The following is a 14,837-nucleotide window of genomic DNA, read 5'->3' on the forward strand; positions in this document are numbered from 1 at the left end:
GGCTAGCCCGCGAGCGCCCCCTTCACCAGCCCGCTCGCCCGCGCCGGTTCGATGCTTGTGCCCAGCCGCTCCTTCACCGCGGCCATCACGCGGCCCATGTCCTTCATGCTCGACGCGCCCAGCTCGGCGATGATCTCCCTCACCTTGGCCGAGGCTTCCTCGTCCGACAGCTGGGCGGGGAGGAAGCGTTCGATGACGGCGATCTCGCTTTCCTCCTGCGCGGCCAGTTCCTCGCGGCCGCCCTGGCGATAGAGCGTGACCGATTCGCGGCGCTGCTTGATCATCTTCTGGAGGACTTCGGTGACCACGGCATCGTCGTCAGCCGAGGCCGAGGCGGTGCGCAGTTCGATGTCGCGGTTCTTGATGGCGCTCTGGATGAGTCGGATGGTGGCGGTGGCAGCCTTGTCCCCGCCCTTCATGGCGGTGACGAGGGCGGTCTTGATGGTGTCGCGGATCATGGGGCGGCTGTTAAATCCTTGTCGTCCGGTTGACCAGCGCCGCGCTTTTCCTTAGCGGCGGCGGCTTAGCGACATCGTTGTCCCGACCCTACAAAGGAGCCCTCGCCCCGATGGCCAATCCTGCGCCCACTGCTGCGCCCATGGGAGCCACCGGCGCTCTCGTTTTCGCCGATGGGCGCGTGGTGTGGGGCAGGGGATTCGGAGCCGAGGGCGCGGAGGTGGCGGAGCTTTGCTTCCACACCGCCATGACCGGCTACCAGGAGGTGATGACCGATCCGAGCTTCGCCCGGCAGGTCGTCTGCTTCACCTTCCCGCACATCGGCAATGTCGGCGCGAACGACGAGGACGTCGAGGCGGACGATCCCCATGCGGTGGGCGCGATCGTGCGCGAGCCGGTGACATCGCCGTCCAACTTCCGCTCGACGGTCGATTTTCCCGAGTGGATGAAGCGGCATGGGCGGATCGGGCTGGCCGGGGTGGACACGCGGGCGCTGACCCGGCTGGTGCGCCGCGAGGGGCCGCCGACGGTGGTCATCGCCCATGATGCCGAGGGGAAGTTCGATCTTCCCGAGCTGCAGCGCATGGCGCGGGAATGGCCGGGGTTGGAGGGGATGGACCTCGCGAAGGAGGTATCCTGCGAGCAGCTTCGCGTGTGGAGCGGCGGCAAATGGGAGATCGAGATCGGCTATGCCGACAAGGGGCAGGAAGCGGAGCGGCCCCACGTCGTCGCCATCGACTATGGCTCCAAGCGCAACATCTTCCGCAATCTGGTCGAGGCCGGCGCGCGGGTGACGATCCTGCCGGCGACTGCCTCCTTCGAGGAGGTGATGGCGCATGACCCCGACGGCTTCTTCCTGTCGAACGGGCCGGGCGATCCGGCGGCGACGGGGGAATATGCCATTCCGGTGATCCGGCAGATGCTGGACACGGGCAAGCCCCTGTTCGGCATCTGCCTCGGCCACCAGTTGCTCGCGCTCGCGGTCGGCGGCCGGACGAGCAAGATGTTCCAGGGCCACCGCGGCGCCAACCATCCGGTCAAGCGCCTCGCCGACGGGCAGGTCGAGATCACCAGCATGAACCACGGCTTCGCGGTCGAGCGCGAAGGCCTGCCCAACAATGTGCGCGAGACGCATGTGTCGCTGTTCGACGGGTCGAATTGCGGGATCGAGCTGGCGGACCGGCCGGCCTTCAGCGTGCAATATCATCCCGAGGCGAGCCCGGGGCCGCAGGATAGTTTCTATCTATTCGAGCGGTTCGTGGGGATGATGCGGTGAGCTTCAAGCTCACTGGCCCTGACCATTGGCGTTACCGCTACGCCGCCCGTTTCCTTGGAAGCTGGCTCATGCTCGCCCTCCAGATTCTCCTGGTTGGAGCATTCGTTGCAGCCTTGTTTCTCCAGAGGCCTGTGATCCTCGTGGCGTGCATGGTTGTGGTTGCGCCATTCATCATCCCAGTGGCTGGCCTCGGGTGCTGGCGGTGCAACTACAATCTGCTTCGGAGGTATCGCGGTTCAAGCTCGATTGAGCATGGCGATAGTTGGACTGGAGAGCCGGACACGGCTGGCATGTTGAAACGCATCTCCAGTCACTGTCCCAAGTGCGAAGCAACGATCGTCACCGAAGAGAATGTGGAAGTGAGAACAGCCTAAGATGCCCCGCCGCAGCGACATCTCCTCCATTCGCATCATCGGTGCCGGGCCGATCGTCATCGGTCGGGCGGCAGATGGGCGGGGCATGGGGTGCCGGCGGTGAGGCACCTCGGGGCTGTTATTGCGCTGTTGCCGGCGCTTGGCGGATGCGAGTCGGAGGCTGCGGGCATTCGCGGGCATGTCGAGACGATCGAGCAGCGGATGAAACGGCAGGCGGCCGAATTCGAGGCGACGTCCGACATCAAGGGGGCGGAGCTTCGTGCGGCGCTGAAGCGGCTTGGAATCAGGGAAAACTGGATGACTCCGGCGACCGAGGACAATGGGGTCGCTATCCTGGAGCTCCGTGTACCGGACGCTGAATTCGCGACATTGGACCATCGCGCCCTGGCGAAGCTGGTTCTCGACAGCCGCTACCGCTTCGAGTTCGTCGATCCGGAGCAGGCGCGGATCGCGGCGCATCACCAAGGCGCGGAACTGCATGTGCGGGAACAGGCGACGGCGCTTCGCGAATTGAAGGCGCGGGGACAGCTGGACAGCTATCCGCGCTACGAGAAGGGCATGGCGGTGAGCGCCTTCGCGCCCCAACTCGAGGCCTGGTGCGGCTATGAGCGCGGACAGGCGTTCCGCCTGATCGACGGCAATTGGGTCGATTATCAGCATGCCATGGTCGACCTCGCCGCGGTGGACCAGCAGGGACGCGCCCTGGCGTCGTTCGACTGCGTCAAACGGGTCGTGGACGCGACCCCCGAACTCAGGCGTCGGTTCATCGGCAACCGGGGCCGCGAAGGAGCAATCGACTACTAATGCCCAAGCGCACGGACATCACCTCCATCCTCATCATCGGCGCCGGCCCGATCGTCATCGGGCAGGCGGCGGAGTTCGATTATTCGGGCTCCCAGGCGGTCAAGGCGCTGAAAGCCGAGGGCTATCGCGTCATCGTGGTCAACTCGAACCCGGCGACGATCATGACCGATCCGGAGCTGTGCGATGCGACCTATATCGAGCCGATCACGCCCGAGGTGGTCGCCAAGATCATCGAGGCGGAGAAGCCCGACGCGCTGTTGCCGACCATGGGCGGGCAGACGGCGCTGAACACCGCGCTGGCGCTCTACAAGGACGGCACGCTCGACCGGCTCGGGGTCGAGCTGATCGGCGCCAATGCCGAGGCGATCGAGAAGGCCGAGGACCGGCAGAAGTTCCGCGATGCGATGGACCGGATCGGGCTGGAATCGCCCAAGTCCGCCGTCATCCACACGGTCGAGGAAGCGCTGGGCGTGCTCGAGACGATCGGGCTTCCGGTCGTCATCCGGCCGAGCTTCACCCTCGGCGGGACCGGCGGCGGCATCGCCTACAATCGTGACGAATATCTGCACTTCGTGCGCACCGGGCTGGAGGCCTCGCCGACCACCGAGGTGCTGATCGACGAGAGCCTGGTCGGGTGGAAGGAATATGAGATGGAGGTGGTCCGCGACAGCGCGGACAACGCCATCATCATCTGCTCGATCGAGAATGTGGACCCGATGGGGGTGCATACGGGCGATTCGATCACGGTCGCCCCGGCGCTGACGCTGACCGACAAGGAATATCAGCGAATGCGCTCGGCGAGCATTGCCGTGCTACGCGAAATCGGTGTCGAAACAGGTGGTTCCAACGTCCAGTTCGCGGTCGATCCGAAGACCGGGCGAATGATCGTGATCGAGATGAACCCGCGCGTGTCGCGGAGTTCGGCACTGGCGTCCAAGGCGACCGGCTTTCCCATTGCCAAGGTCGCGGCCAAGCTGGCGGTCGGCTACACGCTCGACGAGATTGCCAACGACATCACCGGCGGCGCGACCCCGGCGAGCTTCGAGCCGACGATCGACTATGTCGTGACCAAGATCCCGCGCTTCACCTTCGAGAAGTTCGCGGGGAGCCCGGCCGAGCTGTCGACCGCGATGAAGTCGGTCGGCGAGGTGATGGCGATCGGGCGGTCGTTCGCGGAATCGCTGCAGAAGGCGCTTCGCGGCCTCGAGATCGGTCTGTGCGGGCTCGACCGGGTGCGGCACCTCGAAACGGCAGCGACCGACGAGATCGAGGCGGCGCTGGCGGTGCCGACGCCCGACCGGCTGCTGGTCGCGGCCGAGGCGCTTCGGCACGGAATTTCGGTCGAACGGATCAACCAGATTGCCGGGTTCGACCCCTGGTTCCTCGAGCGGCTGGCGGAGATCGTGCGCGCCGAGGGGCAGGTGCGCGCCTATGGCCTGCCTAACGATGCGGCCGGGATGCGGCGCCTGAAGGCGATGGGCTTCTCGGATTCGCGGCTGGCGCAGCTGAGCCTTCGCTCGACCGGCATGAGCCGCGAGATGAGCGAGCTCCAGGCGCGCGGCGGGGGCATTGTCCACAGCGCGATGCGGGCGATGACCGGCGGGGTGACCGAGGCGGAAGTGCTCAGCCACCGGCTGAAGCTTGGGGTCAGGCCGGTCTACAAGCGCATCGACAGCTGCGCGGCCGAGTTCGATGCCTCGACGCCCTATCTCTATTCGACCTACGAGGCGCCGCTGTTCGGCGAACCCGAGGACGAGGCGGAGGTTTCTGACCGGCGCAAGGTGGTGATCCTCGGCGGCGGGCCGAACCGGATCGGGCAGGGGATCGAGTTCGACTATTGCTGTTGCCACGCCGCCTTCGCGCTGCGCGACGCCGGTTTCGAGACGGTGATGGTCAACTGCAATCCGGAGACGGTGTCGACCGACCCGGACACGTCGGACCGCCTCTATTTCGAGCCGCTGACGGGCGAGGACGTGCTGGAGATCGTCAGCCGCGAGGCGGAGAAGGGCGAGCTGGTTGGCGTGATCGTGCAGCTTGGCGGGCAGACCCCGCTGAAGCTTGCGGCGGGCCTGCAGAAGGCGGGCATCCCGATCCTCGGCACCTCGCCCGACAGCATCGACCTTGCCGAGGACCGCGAGCGCTTCTCGGCGCTGGTGCATCGCCTCGACCTGATGCAGCCCGAGAACGGCATCGCCCGAAGCCGGGAGGAGGCGCTGAAGGTCGCCGATCGCATCGGCTATCCGGTGCTTCTGCGGCCGAGCTACGTGCTGGGCGGACGGGCGATGGAGATCGTCGACGGCCCGGCGCAGCTCGAACATTATATCGCGACGGCGGTGCAGGTGTCGGGGGACAGCCCGGTGCTGGTCGACCGCTACCTGCGCGACGCGACGGAGGTCGACGTGGACGCGATCTGCGACGGCACGGACGTGGTGGTCGCCGGGGTGCTCGAGCATATCGAGGAAGCCGGGGTGCATTCGGGCGACAGCGCCTGTTCCATCCCGCCGCACAGCCTGTCAGCCGAGATGATCGCCGAGATCGAACGGCAGACCAGGGCACTTGCCCTCGCGCTCAAGGTCAAGGGGCTGATGAACGTCCAATATGCGGTGAAGGACGGCCAGCTCTACCTGATCGAGGTCAATCCGCGCGCCAGCCGGACCGTGCCCTTCACCGCCAAGGCGATCGGCATTCCGGTGGCTAAGATCGCGGCGCGGGTGATGGCGGGCGAGGGCCTGGCGAGCCTGCCGGTGATCGACCGCGCCATCGGCCATGTCGCGGTGAAGGAGAGCGTCTTCCCCTTCGCCCGCTTCCCCGGCACCGATCCCGTGCTTGGACCGGAGATGAAGAGCACCGGCGAAGTCATGGGAATCGCCGACGATTTCGAAATGGCTTTCGCCAAGAGCCAGATCGGCGCGGGCACCGTCATGCCGCAGTCGGGCACCTTGTTCGTGTCGGTCAAGGACAGCGACAAGCAGGGCATCATTCCTGCGGTCGAGGCCATGCTCTCGCTCGGCTTTGAGGTGATCGCGACCGGCGGCACGCATGACCATCTCGCCGCGCGCGGGCTCGCCGTCACCAGGGTCAACAAGGTGGCACAGGGACGGCCGCACATCGTGGACCGCATCGTCGACGGCGGGGTTCAGATCATCTTCAACACGACCGAAGGCTGGCAGAGTCTGAAGGACAGCCAGTCGATCCGCGCGACGGCGCTGAACCGCAAGGTCCCCTATGTGACGACGGTCGCCGCGGCGCAGGCGATGGCGCGCGCGATCCGGGCCGCGCGGGGCCGCTCGCTTGAAGTCAGGTCCCTTCAGTCCTATTATTCCGCCCGCGTATAGAGCTCCCCCGGAACCCGTGTTGAGGGCCCGCGTCTTGCGGGGGGAGAATGCTTTTGAAAGGACAAGGGGCGTAAATGGCGAGTGACAAGGTGCCGATGCTGGCCGAAGGCTATCGTCAGCTCGAAGAGGAAGCGAAGCGCCTGAAGGCCGAGCGCCCGCAGATCGTGGACGCGATCGAGGAAGCGCGCGCCCACGGCGACCTTTCGGAAAATGCAGAATATCATGCTGCCAAGGAGCGGCAGGGCCAGGTCGAGGCGCAGCTTGCCGACATCGAGGATCGGCTGGCGCGTGCGCTGGTCATCGACCCGACGACGCTGAGCGGCGACAAGGTCGTGTTCGGCGCGACGGTGAACCTGGTCGACGAGGACGACAAGCCGATCCGCTACCAGTTGGTCGGGCAGCAGGAGGCGGACGCCAAGGTGGGCCGGATCAGCTACAATTCGCCGCTCGGCCGCGCGCTCATCGGTCGCCAGGTCGGTGACGAGGTCGAAGTGTCGACCCCGTCGGGCGACCGCTATTACGAGATTGCGGGGATCGAGTTCGTTTGATGCGTCCTTCGACCTTCCCATTGCCTGGCAATGGGGAGAGGTATCATTCGCCAACGGCTAGCGGTTCCGCTCCCTCTGCCGTTGCATCGGGGAGGCTGAAGTGAGCGGCATCACCCGCACCGCCACCTTCTGGATCGCGGTGCTGACCTTCGTGGTCAGCATCTTCACCGGCCTCGGTTCGATCGGGGTGCATGCGCCATTGTCGCTCGGCTTCGTGGCGGCACGCGCGAGCGGGGTGAATTTTCCGTTCGACGCCGTGCCGGTGTTCCTTACCCCGCTGACCGCCACCCTGGTGCATGGCGGCGGCTTCCATCTCGGTTTCAACCTGCTGCTGCTGGTCTGGTGCGGGCTGGCGGTGGAGCGCGTGCTGGGCCGCGGTGCCCTGGTCTTCCTTTATGTCGTCAGCGCCTATGTCTCCATGGCGGCGCAATGGGCGGCAGGGCCGCAGGACCTGTCGCCGGTGATCGGCGCCAGCGGGGCGATCAGCGGGCTGCTCGGCGCCTATGCGCTGAGCTTCGGACGGCCCAAGCTCGTCACGAACAACATGAGGCTCAATCGCTGGATCTACGTCGCCTGGCTGGCTGCGGCCTTCACCCTGCTGCAGATGTTGATCGGCTGGTCGGCCGGACAGCAGGGCACCATGCTTGCGACCCCGGCCCATATCGGCGGGTTCGTGGCCGGGCTGCTGCTGCAGCGGCCATTACTGCTTTGGCGGTACCGGAAAGCGTGAACTGAACTCTCTTCCCGCGAGCGGGAGGAGGTCGAGCCTACGCCTCCGGTTCGAGCAGCCGGTGGAGGTGCACCACCACATATTTCATCTCGGCATCGTCGACCGTGCGCTGGGCATTGGCGCGCCAGGCTTCCTCGGCGTCGGCATAATTGTCGAACAGGCCGACAATGTGGATCGCGTTGAGGTCGGTAAAGTCGGTGCCCTGCGGATCCTGCACGCGGCCGCCGAAGACGAGATGGAGCTTGCTCATGGCCGCGCCGGTAGCATGGGGGAGGTCGGCAATAAATAGCATCGTCCCGGCGAAAGGCCGGGACCTCGGGCAATCGGCACCTGGCCTCCCGAGGTCCCGGCCTCCGCCGGGACGACGTCATTCAGGTCAGGCGCCGGCCGAGCTGCCCGTCGAGCTGCTGCTGCTGCTGCTGCCGAGGAACTCGCGCACCTTGTCGCCGGCCATTTCGTCGAACTTCTGCTTGGCCATGCCGCGGCCGCGGTCGATGGCGCCGGTGCCGGCGTCGTTGAGCTTCTTGCCAAGCGGGCCGAGCAGTTCCTTCTCCTTCTGGCTCGCCGGCAGCACCGCACCGAGCACCGCGCCGAGCGCCAGCCCGGCGCCGAGCGCGATCAGCGGCGAATTGTCGATGGTCGAGGTGGCACTGTCGCCGAGCCCCGAGAAGCGCTGGCCGATGCCCGAGCCGGCATTGTCCTGGGTGTCGAAGTCGTTCTGATACGCGTCGTTCTTCGCCATGAGTTCACTCCTTGAACGCGGCCTCGACGGCCGCGCGATTGTTCGCTTTGTTTTCGTCCTCGCCGCTGACCCAGCGCCCAACCGCCGCGATCAGCGGCTTGCGGGCGATGTAGGCCGCCGCAGCCGCCGCGATCCCGGCCGCCATCAAGGGCTTGTCCTTGACCGCGGTGACGGTGTCGTCGGCGACGACGATGCCCTTGTTCTTGGCCGTCTGGACCGCGTCCGACGCCAGCTTGCCCGGCGCCAGCCTGGTCTTCACCTCGTCGAGCGTCGCCATCAGCCGCGCCTTGGCGACATCGGCGTCGCCGCGGGCACGGGCGATCCGCACCTCATGCACGTCGCTCATTTCGCGGCTCCCTTCGGGTCGGACTTGGGAAGCTTGGAATAAGCGAGATAGCCGAGGAGGCCGGCGACGGCGCCGAGGATCACCACCGTCAGCAGCCCCGCCAGCGCCGCATTCATCGCCTGCGCCAACGCCACCCAGATGAGGGCGCAGAAGGCGAGGAAGGTGGCGTGGGCGAACAGCAGTGCCCCGATCCCGAAGGCGACGGGCGCTTTCAGCTCCGCCACCTTCTCGGTGCCGAGGGTCTTCACATAGGCGACTTCGGACCTGGCATAAGCCTTGCCGTCTTCGACCAGCCGATGGAGGAGATCGCCGATCCCCTCCTCAGCGGCGCCTTGCGGCGGCGGATTGCTGGCGGGCTGAAGCATCGCTTCAGACCGTCGAGTCCGAGCGTCTGGCGCCGGCGCGGCGCTCGGCCGCAGCATCGTCCGGCATGCCGGCCTTGAGCAGGCGGACCAGGCCGAAGCCGAGGACAGCGGCCGCGGAAATGGCCACCCCCGGGCTCTTGCGGATCAGTTCGCGGGCATCGTCGACCAGCTCGTCCGGATCCTTGTTCTCGAGCGTGCTGGCGTAGCGCTGGATGGTCTCGCTCGCGGTGCGGGCGTATCCGGCATATTGCGGCCCCAGCTTCTCCTCGATCTGCTCGACGGTGTCGCCGATCAGGGTCGAGATGTTGCCGAGCGTCGCCGAACCGCTCTTGAGGCCGTCGCCGACCAGACCGCGAGCACGGCCGGTCGCTTCGTCGCGCGCCTTGGTGGTGACGTTGCCGACCATGCCGCGAATGCCGCCGGGGTTGCTTCCGCTTGTGTCGTCACCGGTCGAGCCGGTCGAGCGGGTGCCGGAGCCCGTACCCGTGCTGCCGCCGGTGATCAGCGCGTCGGTCTGGCTGTCGCTCGCCGTGGTGCTGGTGCGGGCGCCGGTCGAGTTGCCGGCGGTGGAGGGGCTTCCGCCCTGCATGCCGGTGCCGCTGCGGCCTGCGCCGCCGCCGCTTCCGCCGGTACCACCGGCCTCGATCACCGTGTCGGTGCCCTCGGGCAGCTTGTTCGTCGTGTCGGCCATCAAAGCCACTCCTTTTCGAGACGCTGGAAAACTCTTGCTTGCCCGGATAACGAGCCGACTAAGCCGCCGTTCCGGTCACTCGGACCGAGATTGGCACGGTAAGTGGACATTCAAGTCCGCAACGCCACCGTAACGAAATTCTTGCCGGAGTGCATGTCCCATGACCGCCATCCTCGACATCCATGCCCGTCAGATCCTCGACAGCCGGGGGAACCCCACGGTCGAGGTCGACGTCACCCTCGAGGACGGGAGCATGGGCCGGGCGGCGGTACCGTCAGGCGCCTCGACCGGTGCGCATGAGGCGGTCGAGCTGCGCGACGGCGACAAGGGACGGTGGGGGGGCAAGGGCGTCGGCAAGGCGGTCGAGGCGGTGAACGGGGAAATCGCCGAGGCGCTGGTCGGCTTCGAAGCCGAGGACCAGGCCGAGATCGACGCCGAAATGATCGCGCTCGACGGAACCGAGAACAAGAGCCGGCTCGGTGCCAATGCCATTCTCGGCGTCAGCCTGGCGACGGCGCGCGCGGCGGCCGATGCCCGCGGCCTCCCGCTCTATCGCTATGTCGGCGGGGTCGCGGCGGACACGCTGCCGGTACCGATGATGAACATCCTGAACGGCGGCGCTCATGCCGACAATCCGATCGACTTCCAGGAATTCATGATCATGCCGGTCGGCGCGGAAAGCTTCGCCGAGGGGCTCCGCTGCGGGACGGAGATTTTCCACGCGCTGAAGGGCAAGCTGCACGCGGCCGGCCTGTCGACGGCGGTCGGCGACGAGGGCGGCTTCGCGCCCGACATCGCCAGCGCGCGGGCGGCGCTCGATTTTATCGGCGAGGCGGTGAACTCAGCCGGGTACAAGCTTGGCGAGGACGTGCTGATCGCGCTCGACTGCGCCGCGACCGAGTTCTTCAAGGACGGGCGCTACGCCATGGTCGGCGAAGGGCAGACGCTTGGTCACGAGGAGATGGCACGCTTCCTCGAAGGCCTCGTCAACGATTACCCGATCGCCTCCATCGAGGACGGCATGGGCGAGGACGACATGGCCGGGTGGAAGGCGCTGACCGATCTCGTCGGCGACCGCTGCCAGCTGGTCGGCGACGACCTGTTCGTCACCAACGAGGACCGGCTTCGGCAGGGGATCGAGAGCGGCCTCGCCAATTCGATCCTGATCAAGGTCAACCAGATCGGGACGCTCACCGAGACGATCGACGCCGTGCGGCTGGCGCAGACCAGCGGCTACACCGCGGTGATGAGCCACCGGTCGGGCGAGACGGAAGACTCGACCATTGCCGACCTCGCCGTCGCGCTCGCCTGCGGGCAGATCAAGACCGGCAGCCTGGCGCGGAGCGACCGCACCGCCAAGTACAACCAGCTCCTCCGCATCGAGGAGGAACTGGGCGACGTGGCGCGCTATTTGGGGCGAGCAGCGCTCAAGGCCTATCGCGGCTGATCTCAACGTCACCCCGGACTTGATCCGGGGTCTGAATGCCTCCGTCGGTCAGGCGCCGGACGACACAAAGGCAGCAGGTCCCGGGTCAAGCGCAGAACGACGAAACGCTCGCTTCGTCACTTTTTTGTTGCTTGTCCGTGCCGAACCCCTTGCGCCCATGACTCAAGTCTGATTCTGTCTCTCTATGGGAAGGGGAGCGGTCAGCCAGGCGCAGAGCCTCATCCGCCGGGCGATGTGGCCGGCGGTGTCGCTGCTCATCATCGGCACGTTCGGCGGTCATGCCGTGGCGGGTCCGAACGGCTTGCTCGCCTGGGGCGGCTATCACCGCGACCTCACCGAGAAGCGGCAGGAGCTCGCCAAGCTCGAAGCCGAGCGGCAGGCGCTCAAGCATCGGTCGGCGCTGCTCGACCCGCGCAAGGCCGATCCCGACATGGCCGACGAACTGGTCCGCAAGGACCTCGGCCTGGTGCGGCCGGACGAGGTCATCGTCACGCTCGAGGATTGAGCCCACGGCCGTTCCGGCTATCGTGCCGCATACGTAATCCTTGGCGGCAGCGGTTGCCCAAGGCCCGGACCGGCTCCTATAGAAACCGCAATCAGCAGATGAAGAGGTTGTGATAGTGGCGCGTTCGCCCAAGGCCGCGGCTCAGGCCGTCCCCCTGACCCCCAACAGAGAGCGCCCGCCGCAGCCGGAGCGCTATCAGGCGTCGAAGGAGGAGCTGCTTTCCTTCTACCACCAGATGCTGCTCATCCGTCGCTTCGAGGAACGGGCGGGGCAGCTTTACGGGCTCGGCCTGATCGGCGGCTTCTGCCACCTCTACATCGGCCAGGAAGCGGTTGCCGTCGGCCTGCAGAGCGCGATGACGGTCGGCAAGGACAGCGTGATCACCGGCTATCGCGACCATGGTCACATGCTCGCCTATGGCATCGATCCCAAGGTGATCATGGCCGAGCTGACCGGCCGCGCCGCCGGGATCAGCAAGGGCAAGGGCGGCTCGATGCACATGTTCTCGGTCGAACATGGCTTCTACGGCGGGCATGGCATCGTCGGCGCGCAGGTGAGCCTCGGCACCGGCCTTGCCTTCAAGCACCAGTATAGCGGCGACGGCGGGGTCAACCTCGCTTACTTCGGCGACGGCGCGGCCAACCAGGGCCAGGTCTACGAGAGCTTCAACATGGCGCAGCTGTGGAAGCTGCCGATCATCTACGCCATCGAGAACAACCATTACGCCATGGGCACCAGCGTCGAGCGGTCGGCGTCCGAGCCCGATTTCTACAAGCGCGGCGAGAGCTTCCAGATCCCGGGCATCCAGGTCGACGGCATGGACGTGCTGGCGGTGCGCGGCGCGGCGCAGGTGGCGCTGGAGTGGACGCGCAGCGGCAAGGGCCCGATCATCCTCGAATTGAAGACCTACCGCTACCGGGGCCATTCGATGAGCGACCCCGCCAAATATCGCACCCGTGAGGAAGTGCAGAGCTACCGCGAGAACCAGGACCCGATCCAGCGCGCCGAGAAGGAGCTGATCGGGATGGGCGTTCCTGAGGAAGAGCTCAAGAAGATCGACAAGGAGATCAAGGACATCGTGGTCGAAGCTGCGAAGTTCGCCGAAGAGGCGCCGGAGCCCGACGCGGGCGAGCTGTTCACCGACGTGCTGGTGGAGCGCTACTGATGGGCGTCGAACTGAAGATGCCGGCGCTGTCCCCGACGATGGAGGAGGGGACGCTCGCCAAGTGGCTGGTCAAGGAAGGCGACCAGGTCAACGCGGGCGACATCCTCGCCGAGATCGAGACCGACAAGGCGACCATGGAGTTCGAGGCGGTCGACGAGGGAGTCATCTCCAAGATCCTGGTGCCCGAGGGTACCGACGGGGTGAAGGTCGGCACCGCAATCGCGCTGATGGGCGGGGAAGGCGGCGAAGCGGCTGCTCCGGCCGAACCCGCGACTTCGAGCGGCGAGCGCGCTCCCTCGACTGAGGCTCCGGCCTCTGCCGGCACGACGCAGAACCCGAGCGACCAGCAGACCGAAACCGCTTCGCAAAGCCAGAAGGCCGATACCGGGACAACCCAGCTGGCGAAGCCGCAGGCGATCGAACCGGAAGTGCCCGCCGGCACCGCCATGCAGAAGCTCACCCTCCGCGAGGCGCTGCGCGACGCGATGGCGGAAGAAATGCGCCGCGACGAGCGCGTGTTCGTGATGGGCGAGGAAGTCGCGCAGTATCAGGGCGCCTACAAGGTGACCCAGGGGTTGCTCGACGAGTTCGGGCCGCGCCGCGTCGTCGATACGCCGATCACCGAACATGGCTTCGCCGGCCTCGGCTCGGGCGCGGCGATGGGCGGGCTGCGGCCGGTCATCGAGTTCATGACCTTCAACTTCGCCATGCAGGCGATCGACCACATCATCAATTCGGCCGCCAAGACCAACTACATGTCGGGTGGCCAGATGCGCTGCCCGATCGTCTTCCGCGGCCCGAACGGCGCGGCGAGCCGGGTGGCGGCGCAGCACAGCCAGAATTACGGCCCCTGGTACGCCAGCGTGCCGGGCCTGATCGTGATCGCCCCGTACGACGCGGCCGACGCCAAGGGGCTCTTGAAGGCGGCGATCCGGTCCGAGGATCCGGTCGTCTTCCTCGAGAACGAACTGCTCTACGGGCAAAGCTTCGAGCTGCCGCAGGTCGAGGATTGGGTGCTGCCGATCGGCAAGGCCCGGACGATGCGTGAAGGCAGGGACGTCACCATCGTCAGCTATTCGATCGGCGTCGGAGTCGCGCTCGAGGCGGCCCAGACGCTGTCGCAGGAGGGCATCGAGGCCGAGGTCATCGACCTGCGCACGCTCCGCCCGCTCGACAAGGCGGCGGTGCTGGACAGCCTCAAGAAGACCAACCGCCTGGTGGTGGTGGAGGAAGGCTGGCCGACCTGCTCCATCTCCAGCGAGATCATCGCCATCTGCATGGAAGAAGGCTTCGACGACCTCGACGCGCCAGTGCTGCGGGTGACCAATGCCGACGTGCCGCTGCCCTATGCGGCGAACCTCGAGAAGGCGGCGCTGATCAAGGCGGCGGACGTGGTCGCGGCGGTGAAGAAGGTGACCTACCGCGGATGATTGAAGGGAAAGCGATGCGGGCTTAAGTGGCCGCCATGGCCATTCTCCCCATCGTCTGCATACCCGACCCGATCCTCCGTGAGACCTCGACCCCGGTCGAGACGTTCGACGCGGAACTGAAGACGCTCATCGCCGACATGTTCGAGACGATGTACGACGCGCCCGGCATCGGGCTTGCGGCGGTGCAGGTGGGGGTGCCGAAGCGGCTGCTGGTGATCGACCTCCAGGACGGGGAGGATGAGGAGGGCAAGCCGGTCAAGGACCCGCGGGTCTTCATCAATCCGGAGATCCTCGAGGAGAGCGACACGTTCGTCCCCTACAAGGAGGGCTGCCTGTCGATCCCCGACCAATATGCCGACGTGATGCGTCCCGACCGGGTACGGACCAGGTGGCAGGATGCCGATGGCGGCTGGCAGGAGGAGGAGATCGACGGACTGCTGGCGGTGTGCCTGCAGCATGAGATCGACCATCTGAACGGCGTGCTGTTCATCGATCACCTGAGCCGGCTGAAGCGCGAGATGCTGCTGAAGAAGCTCGCCAAGGGCCGCAAGGACGGCACGATCGCGGCCTGATTGTTGCCCGGCGCAGGCCGGGACACAGGAGCGCGCAAGCGCTGCTTCGCA

The 14,837-nt window shown here is 66.5% G+C and carries 16 protein-coding genes; 10 read left to right on the forward strand and 6 right to left on the reverse strand.

The features are described from left to right. Positions 1-2: 2 nt before the first annotated feature. Positions 3-458, reverse strand: coding sequence for a GatB/YqeY domain-containing protein (locus tag JOY29_RS00925; protein WP_300974326.1), 456 nt, complete (start codon positions 456-458; stop codon positions 3-5). A gap of 110 nt (positions 459-568) precedes the next feature. On the opposite strand from JOY29_RS00925, the gene carA reads away from it, so the two are divergent. The 5 genes from carA to JOY29_RS00950 all read left to right on the forward strand — a co-directional run bounded on the left by carA (position 569) and on the right by JOY29_RS00950 (position 7,523). Beyond that, positions 569-1,732, forward strand: a complete 1,164-nt coding sequence (carA, locus tag JOY29_RS00930; protein WP_300974327.1) for a glutamine-hydrolyzing carbamoyl-phosphate synthase small subunit — start codon at positions 569-571, stop codon at positions 1,730-1,732. Positions 1,733-2,205: 473 nt separating this feature from the next. Further along, positions 2,206-2,910 (forward strand): hypothetical protein, encoded by a 705-nt coding sequence (locus tag JOY29_RS00935; RefSeq protein WP_300974328.1) that lies wholly within the window; start codon positions 2,206-2,208, stop codon positions 2,908-2,910. Beyond that, positions 2,910-6,245 (forward strand): carbamoyl-phosphate synthase large subunit, encoded by a 3,336-nt coding sequence (gene carB, locus JOY29_RS00940; protein WP_300974329.1) that lies wholly within the window; start codon positions 2,910-2,912, stop codon positions 6,243-6,245. Before JOY29_RS00935 ends, carB begins: the two co-directional genes overlap by 1 nt. Positions 6,246-6,319: 74 nt before the next feature. Continuing rightward, complete coding sequence (greA, locus tag JOY29_RS00945; protein ID WP_300974330.1) at positions 6,320-6,793, forward strand: transcription elongation factor GreA; 474 nt, start codon at positions 6,320-6,322, stop codon at positions 6,791-6,793. A 100-nt stretch (positions 6,794-6,893) separates the two neighbouring features. Next, positions 6,894-7,523, forward strand: a complete 630-nt coding sequence (locus tag JOY29_RS00950; RefSeq protein WP_300974331.1) for a rhomboid family intramembrane serine protease — start codon at positions 6,894-6,896, stop codon at positions 7,521-7,523. A 37-nt stretch (positions 7,524-7,560) separates the two neighbouring features. Here JOY29_RS00950 and JOY29_RS00955 read toward each other — a convergent pair whose 3' ends face one another. From JOY29_RS00955 to JOY29_RS00975, 5 genes are all read right to left on the reverse strand, one after another. After that, complete coding sequence (locus JOY29_RS00955; protein WP_300974332.1) at positions 7,561-7,773, reverse strand: DUF4170 domain-containing protein; 213 nt, start codon at positions 7,771-7,773, stop codon at positions 7,561-7,563. A 126-nt stretch (positions 7,774-7,899) separates the two neighbouring features. Then, a complete protein-coding gene (locus tag JOY29_RS00960) occupies positions 7,900-8,265 on the reverse strand; it encodes a hypothetical protein (RefSeq protein ID WP_300974333.1) in 366 nt (121 codons plus the stop codon). 4 nt (positions 8,266-8,269) lie between these two features. Continuing rightward, on the reverse strand, positions 8,270-8,611 hold the full coding sequence (locus JOY29_RS00965) for a hypothetical protein (protein WP_300974334.1): 342 nt from the start codon (positions 8,609-8,611) through the stop codon (positions 8,270-8,272). Continuing rightward, the gene (locus JOY29_RS00970; RefSeq protein ID WP_300974335.1) at positions 8,608-8,976 is read right to left on the reverse strand and encodes a phage holin family protein; all 369 of its coding nucleotides are present in this window, start codon (positions 8,974-8,976) and stop codon (positions 8,608-8,610) included. The genes JOY29_RS00965 and JOY29_RS00970 overlap by 4 nt, the downstream gene beginning before the upstream one ends. A 4-nt stretch (positions 8,977-8,980) precedes the next feature. Continuing rightward, the gene (locus tag JOY29_RS00975) at positions 8,981-9,667 is read right to left on the reverse strand and encodes a hypothetical protein (RefSeq protein ID WP_300974336.1); all 687 of its coding nucleotides are present in this window, start codon (positions 9,665-9,667) and stop codon (positions 8,981-8,983) included. 160 nt (positions 9,668-9,827) lie between these two features. On the opposite strand from JOY29_RS00975, the gene eno reads away from it, so the two are divergent. From eno to def, 5 genes are all read left to right on the forward strand, one after another. Next, a complete protein-coding gene (eno, locus tag JOY29_RS00980; RefSeq protein ID WP_300974337.1) occupies positions 9,828-11,114 on the forward strand; it encodes a phosphopyruvate hydratase in 1,287 nt (428 codons plus the stop codon). Positions 11,115-11,298: 184 nt separating this feature from the next. Next, entirely contained in the window at positions 11,299-11,619 is a 321-nt protein-coding gene (locus JOY29_RS00985; RefSeq protein ID WP_300974338.1) for a septum formation initiator family protein, read from the forward strand. Positions 11,620-11,734: 115 nt separating this feature from the next. Then, on the forward strand, positions 11,735-12,784 hold the full coding sequence (gene pdhA, locus JOY29_RS00990; protein WP_300974339.1) for a pyruvate dehydrogenase (acetyl-transferring) E1 component subunit alpha: 1,050 nt from the start codon (positions 11,735-11,737) through the stop codon (positions 12,782-12,784). Continuing rightward, entirely contained in the window at positions 12,784-14,214 is a 1,431-nt protein-coding gene (locus tag JOY29_RS00995) for a pyruvate dehydrogenase complex E1 component subunit beta (RefSeq protein ID WP_300974340.1), read from the forward strand. The genes pdhA and JOY29_RS00995 overlap by 1 nt, the downstream gene beginning before the upstream one ends. A gap of 35 nt (positions 14,215-14,249) precedes the next feature. Then, positions 14,250-14,786, forward strand: a complete 537-nt coding sequence (gene def / locus JOY29_RS01000) for a peptide deformylase (protein WP_300974341.1) — start codon at positions 14,250-14,252, stop codon at positions 14,784-14,786. Positions 14,787-14,837: the final 51 nt, after the last annotated feature.

Origin of the sequence: Sphingomonas sp. LHG3406-1 (assembly GCF_029637485.1) — a bacterium.
In the GTDB taxonomy this organism is placed as follows: domain Bacteria; phylum Pseudomonadota; class Alphaproteobacteria; order Sphingomonadales; family Sphingomonadaceae; genus Sphingomicrobium.

Bases quoted from the DNA above. Each gene is read 5' to 3' on its own strand.
- JOY29_RS00925 (WP_300974326.1), bottom strand. From the start codon at position 458: ATGATCCGCGACACCATCAAGACCGCCCTCGTCACCGCCATGAAGGGC.
- carA (WP_300974327.1), top strand. From the start codon at position 569: ATGGCCAATCCTGCGCCCACTGCTGCGCCCATGGGAGCCACCGGCGCT.
- carB (WP_300974329.1), top strand. From the start codon at position 2,910: ATGCCCAAGCGCACGGACATCACCTCCATCCTCATCATCGGCGCCGGC.
- greA (WP_300974330.1), top strand. From the start codon at position 6,320: ATGGCGAGTGACAAGGTGCCGATGCTGGCCGAAGGCTATCGTCAGCTC.
- JOY29_RS00955 (WP_300974332.1), bottom strand. From the start codon at position 7,773: ATGAGCAAGCTCCATCTCGTCTTCGGCGGCCGCGTGCAGGATCCGCAG.
- JOY29_RS00960 (WP_300974333.1), bottom strand. From the start codon at position 8,265: ATGGCGAAGAACGACGCGTATCAGAACGACTTCGACACCCAGGACAAT.
- JOY29_RS00965 (WP_300974334.1), bottom strand. From the start codon at position 8,611: ATGAGCGACGTGCATGAGGTGCGGATCGCCCGTGCCCGCGGCGACGCC.
- JOY29_RS00970 (WP_300974335.1), bottom strand. From the start codon at position 8,976: ATGCTTCAGCCCGCCAGCAATCCGCCGCCGCAAGGCGCCGCTGAGGAG.
- JOY29_RS00975 (WP_300974336.1), bottom strand. From the start codon at position 9,667: ATGGCCGACACGACGAACAAGCTGCCCGAGGGCACCGACACGGTGATC.
- eno (WP_300974337.1), top strand. From the start codon at position 9,828: ATGACCGCCATCCTCGACATCCATGCCCGTCAGATCCTCGACAGCCGG.
- JOY29_RS00985 (WP_300974338.1), top strand. From the start codon at position 11,299: ATGGGAAGGGGAGCGGTCAGCCAGGCGCAGAGCCTCATCCGCCGGGCG.
- JOY29_RS00995 (WP_300974340.1), top strand. From the start codon at position 12,784: ATGGGCGTCGAACTGAAGATGCCGGCGCTGTCCCCGACGATGGAGGAG.
- def (WP_300974341.1), top strand. From the start codon at position 14,250: ATGGCCATTCTCCCCATCGTCTGCATACCCGACCCGATCCTCCGTGAG.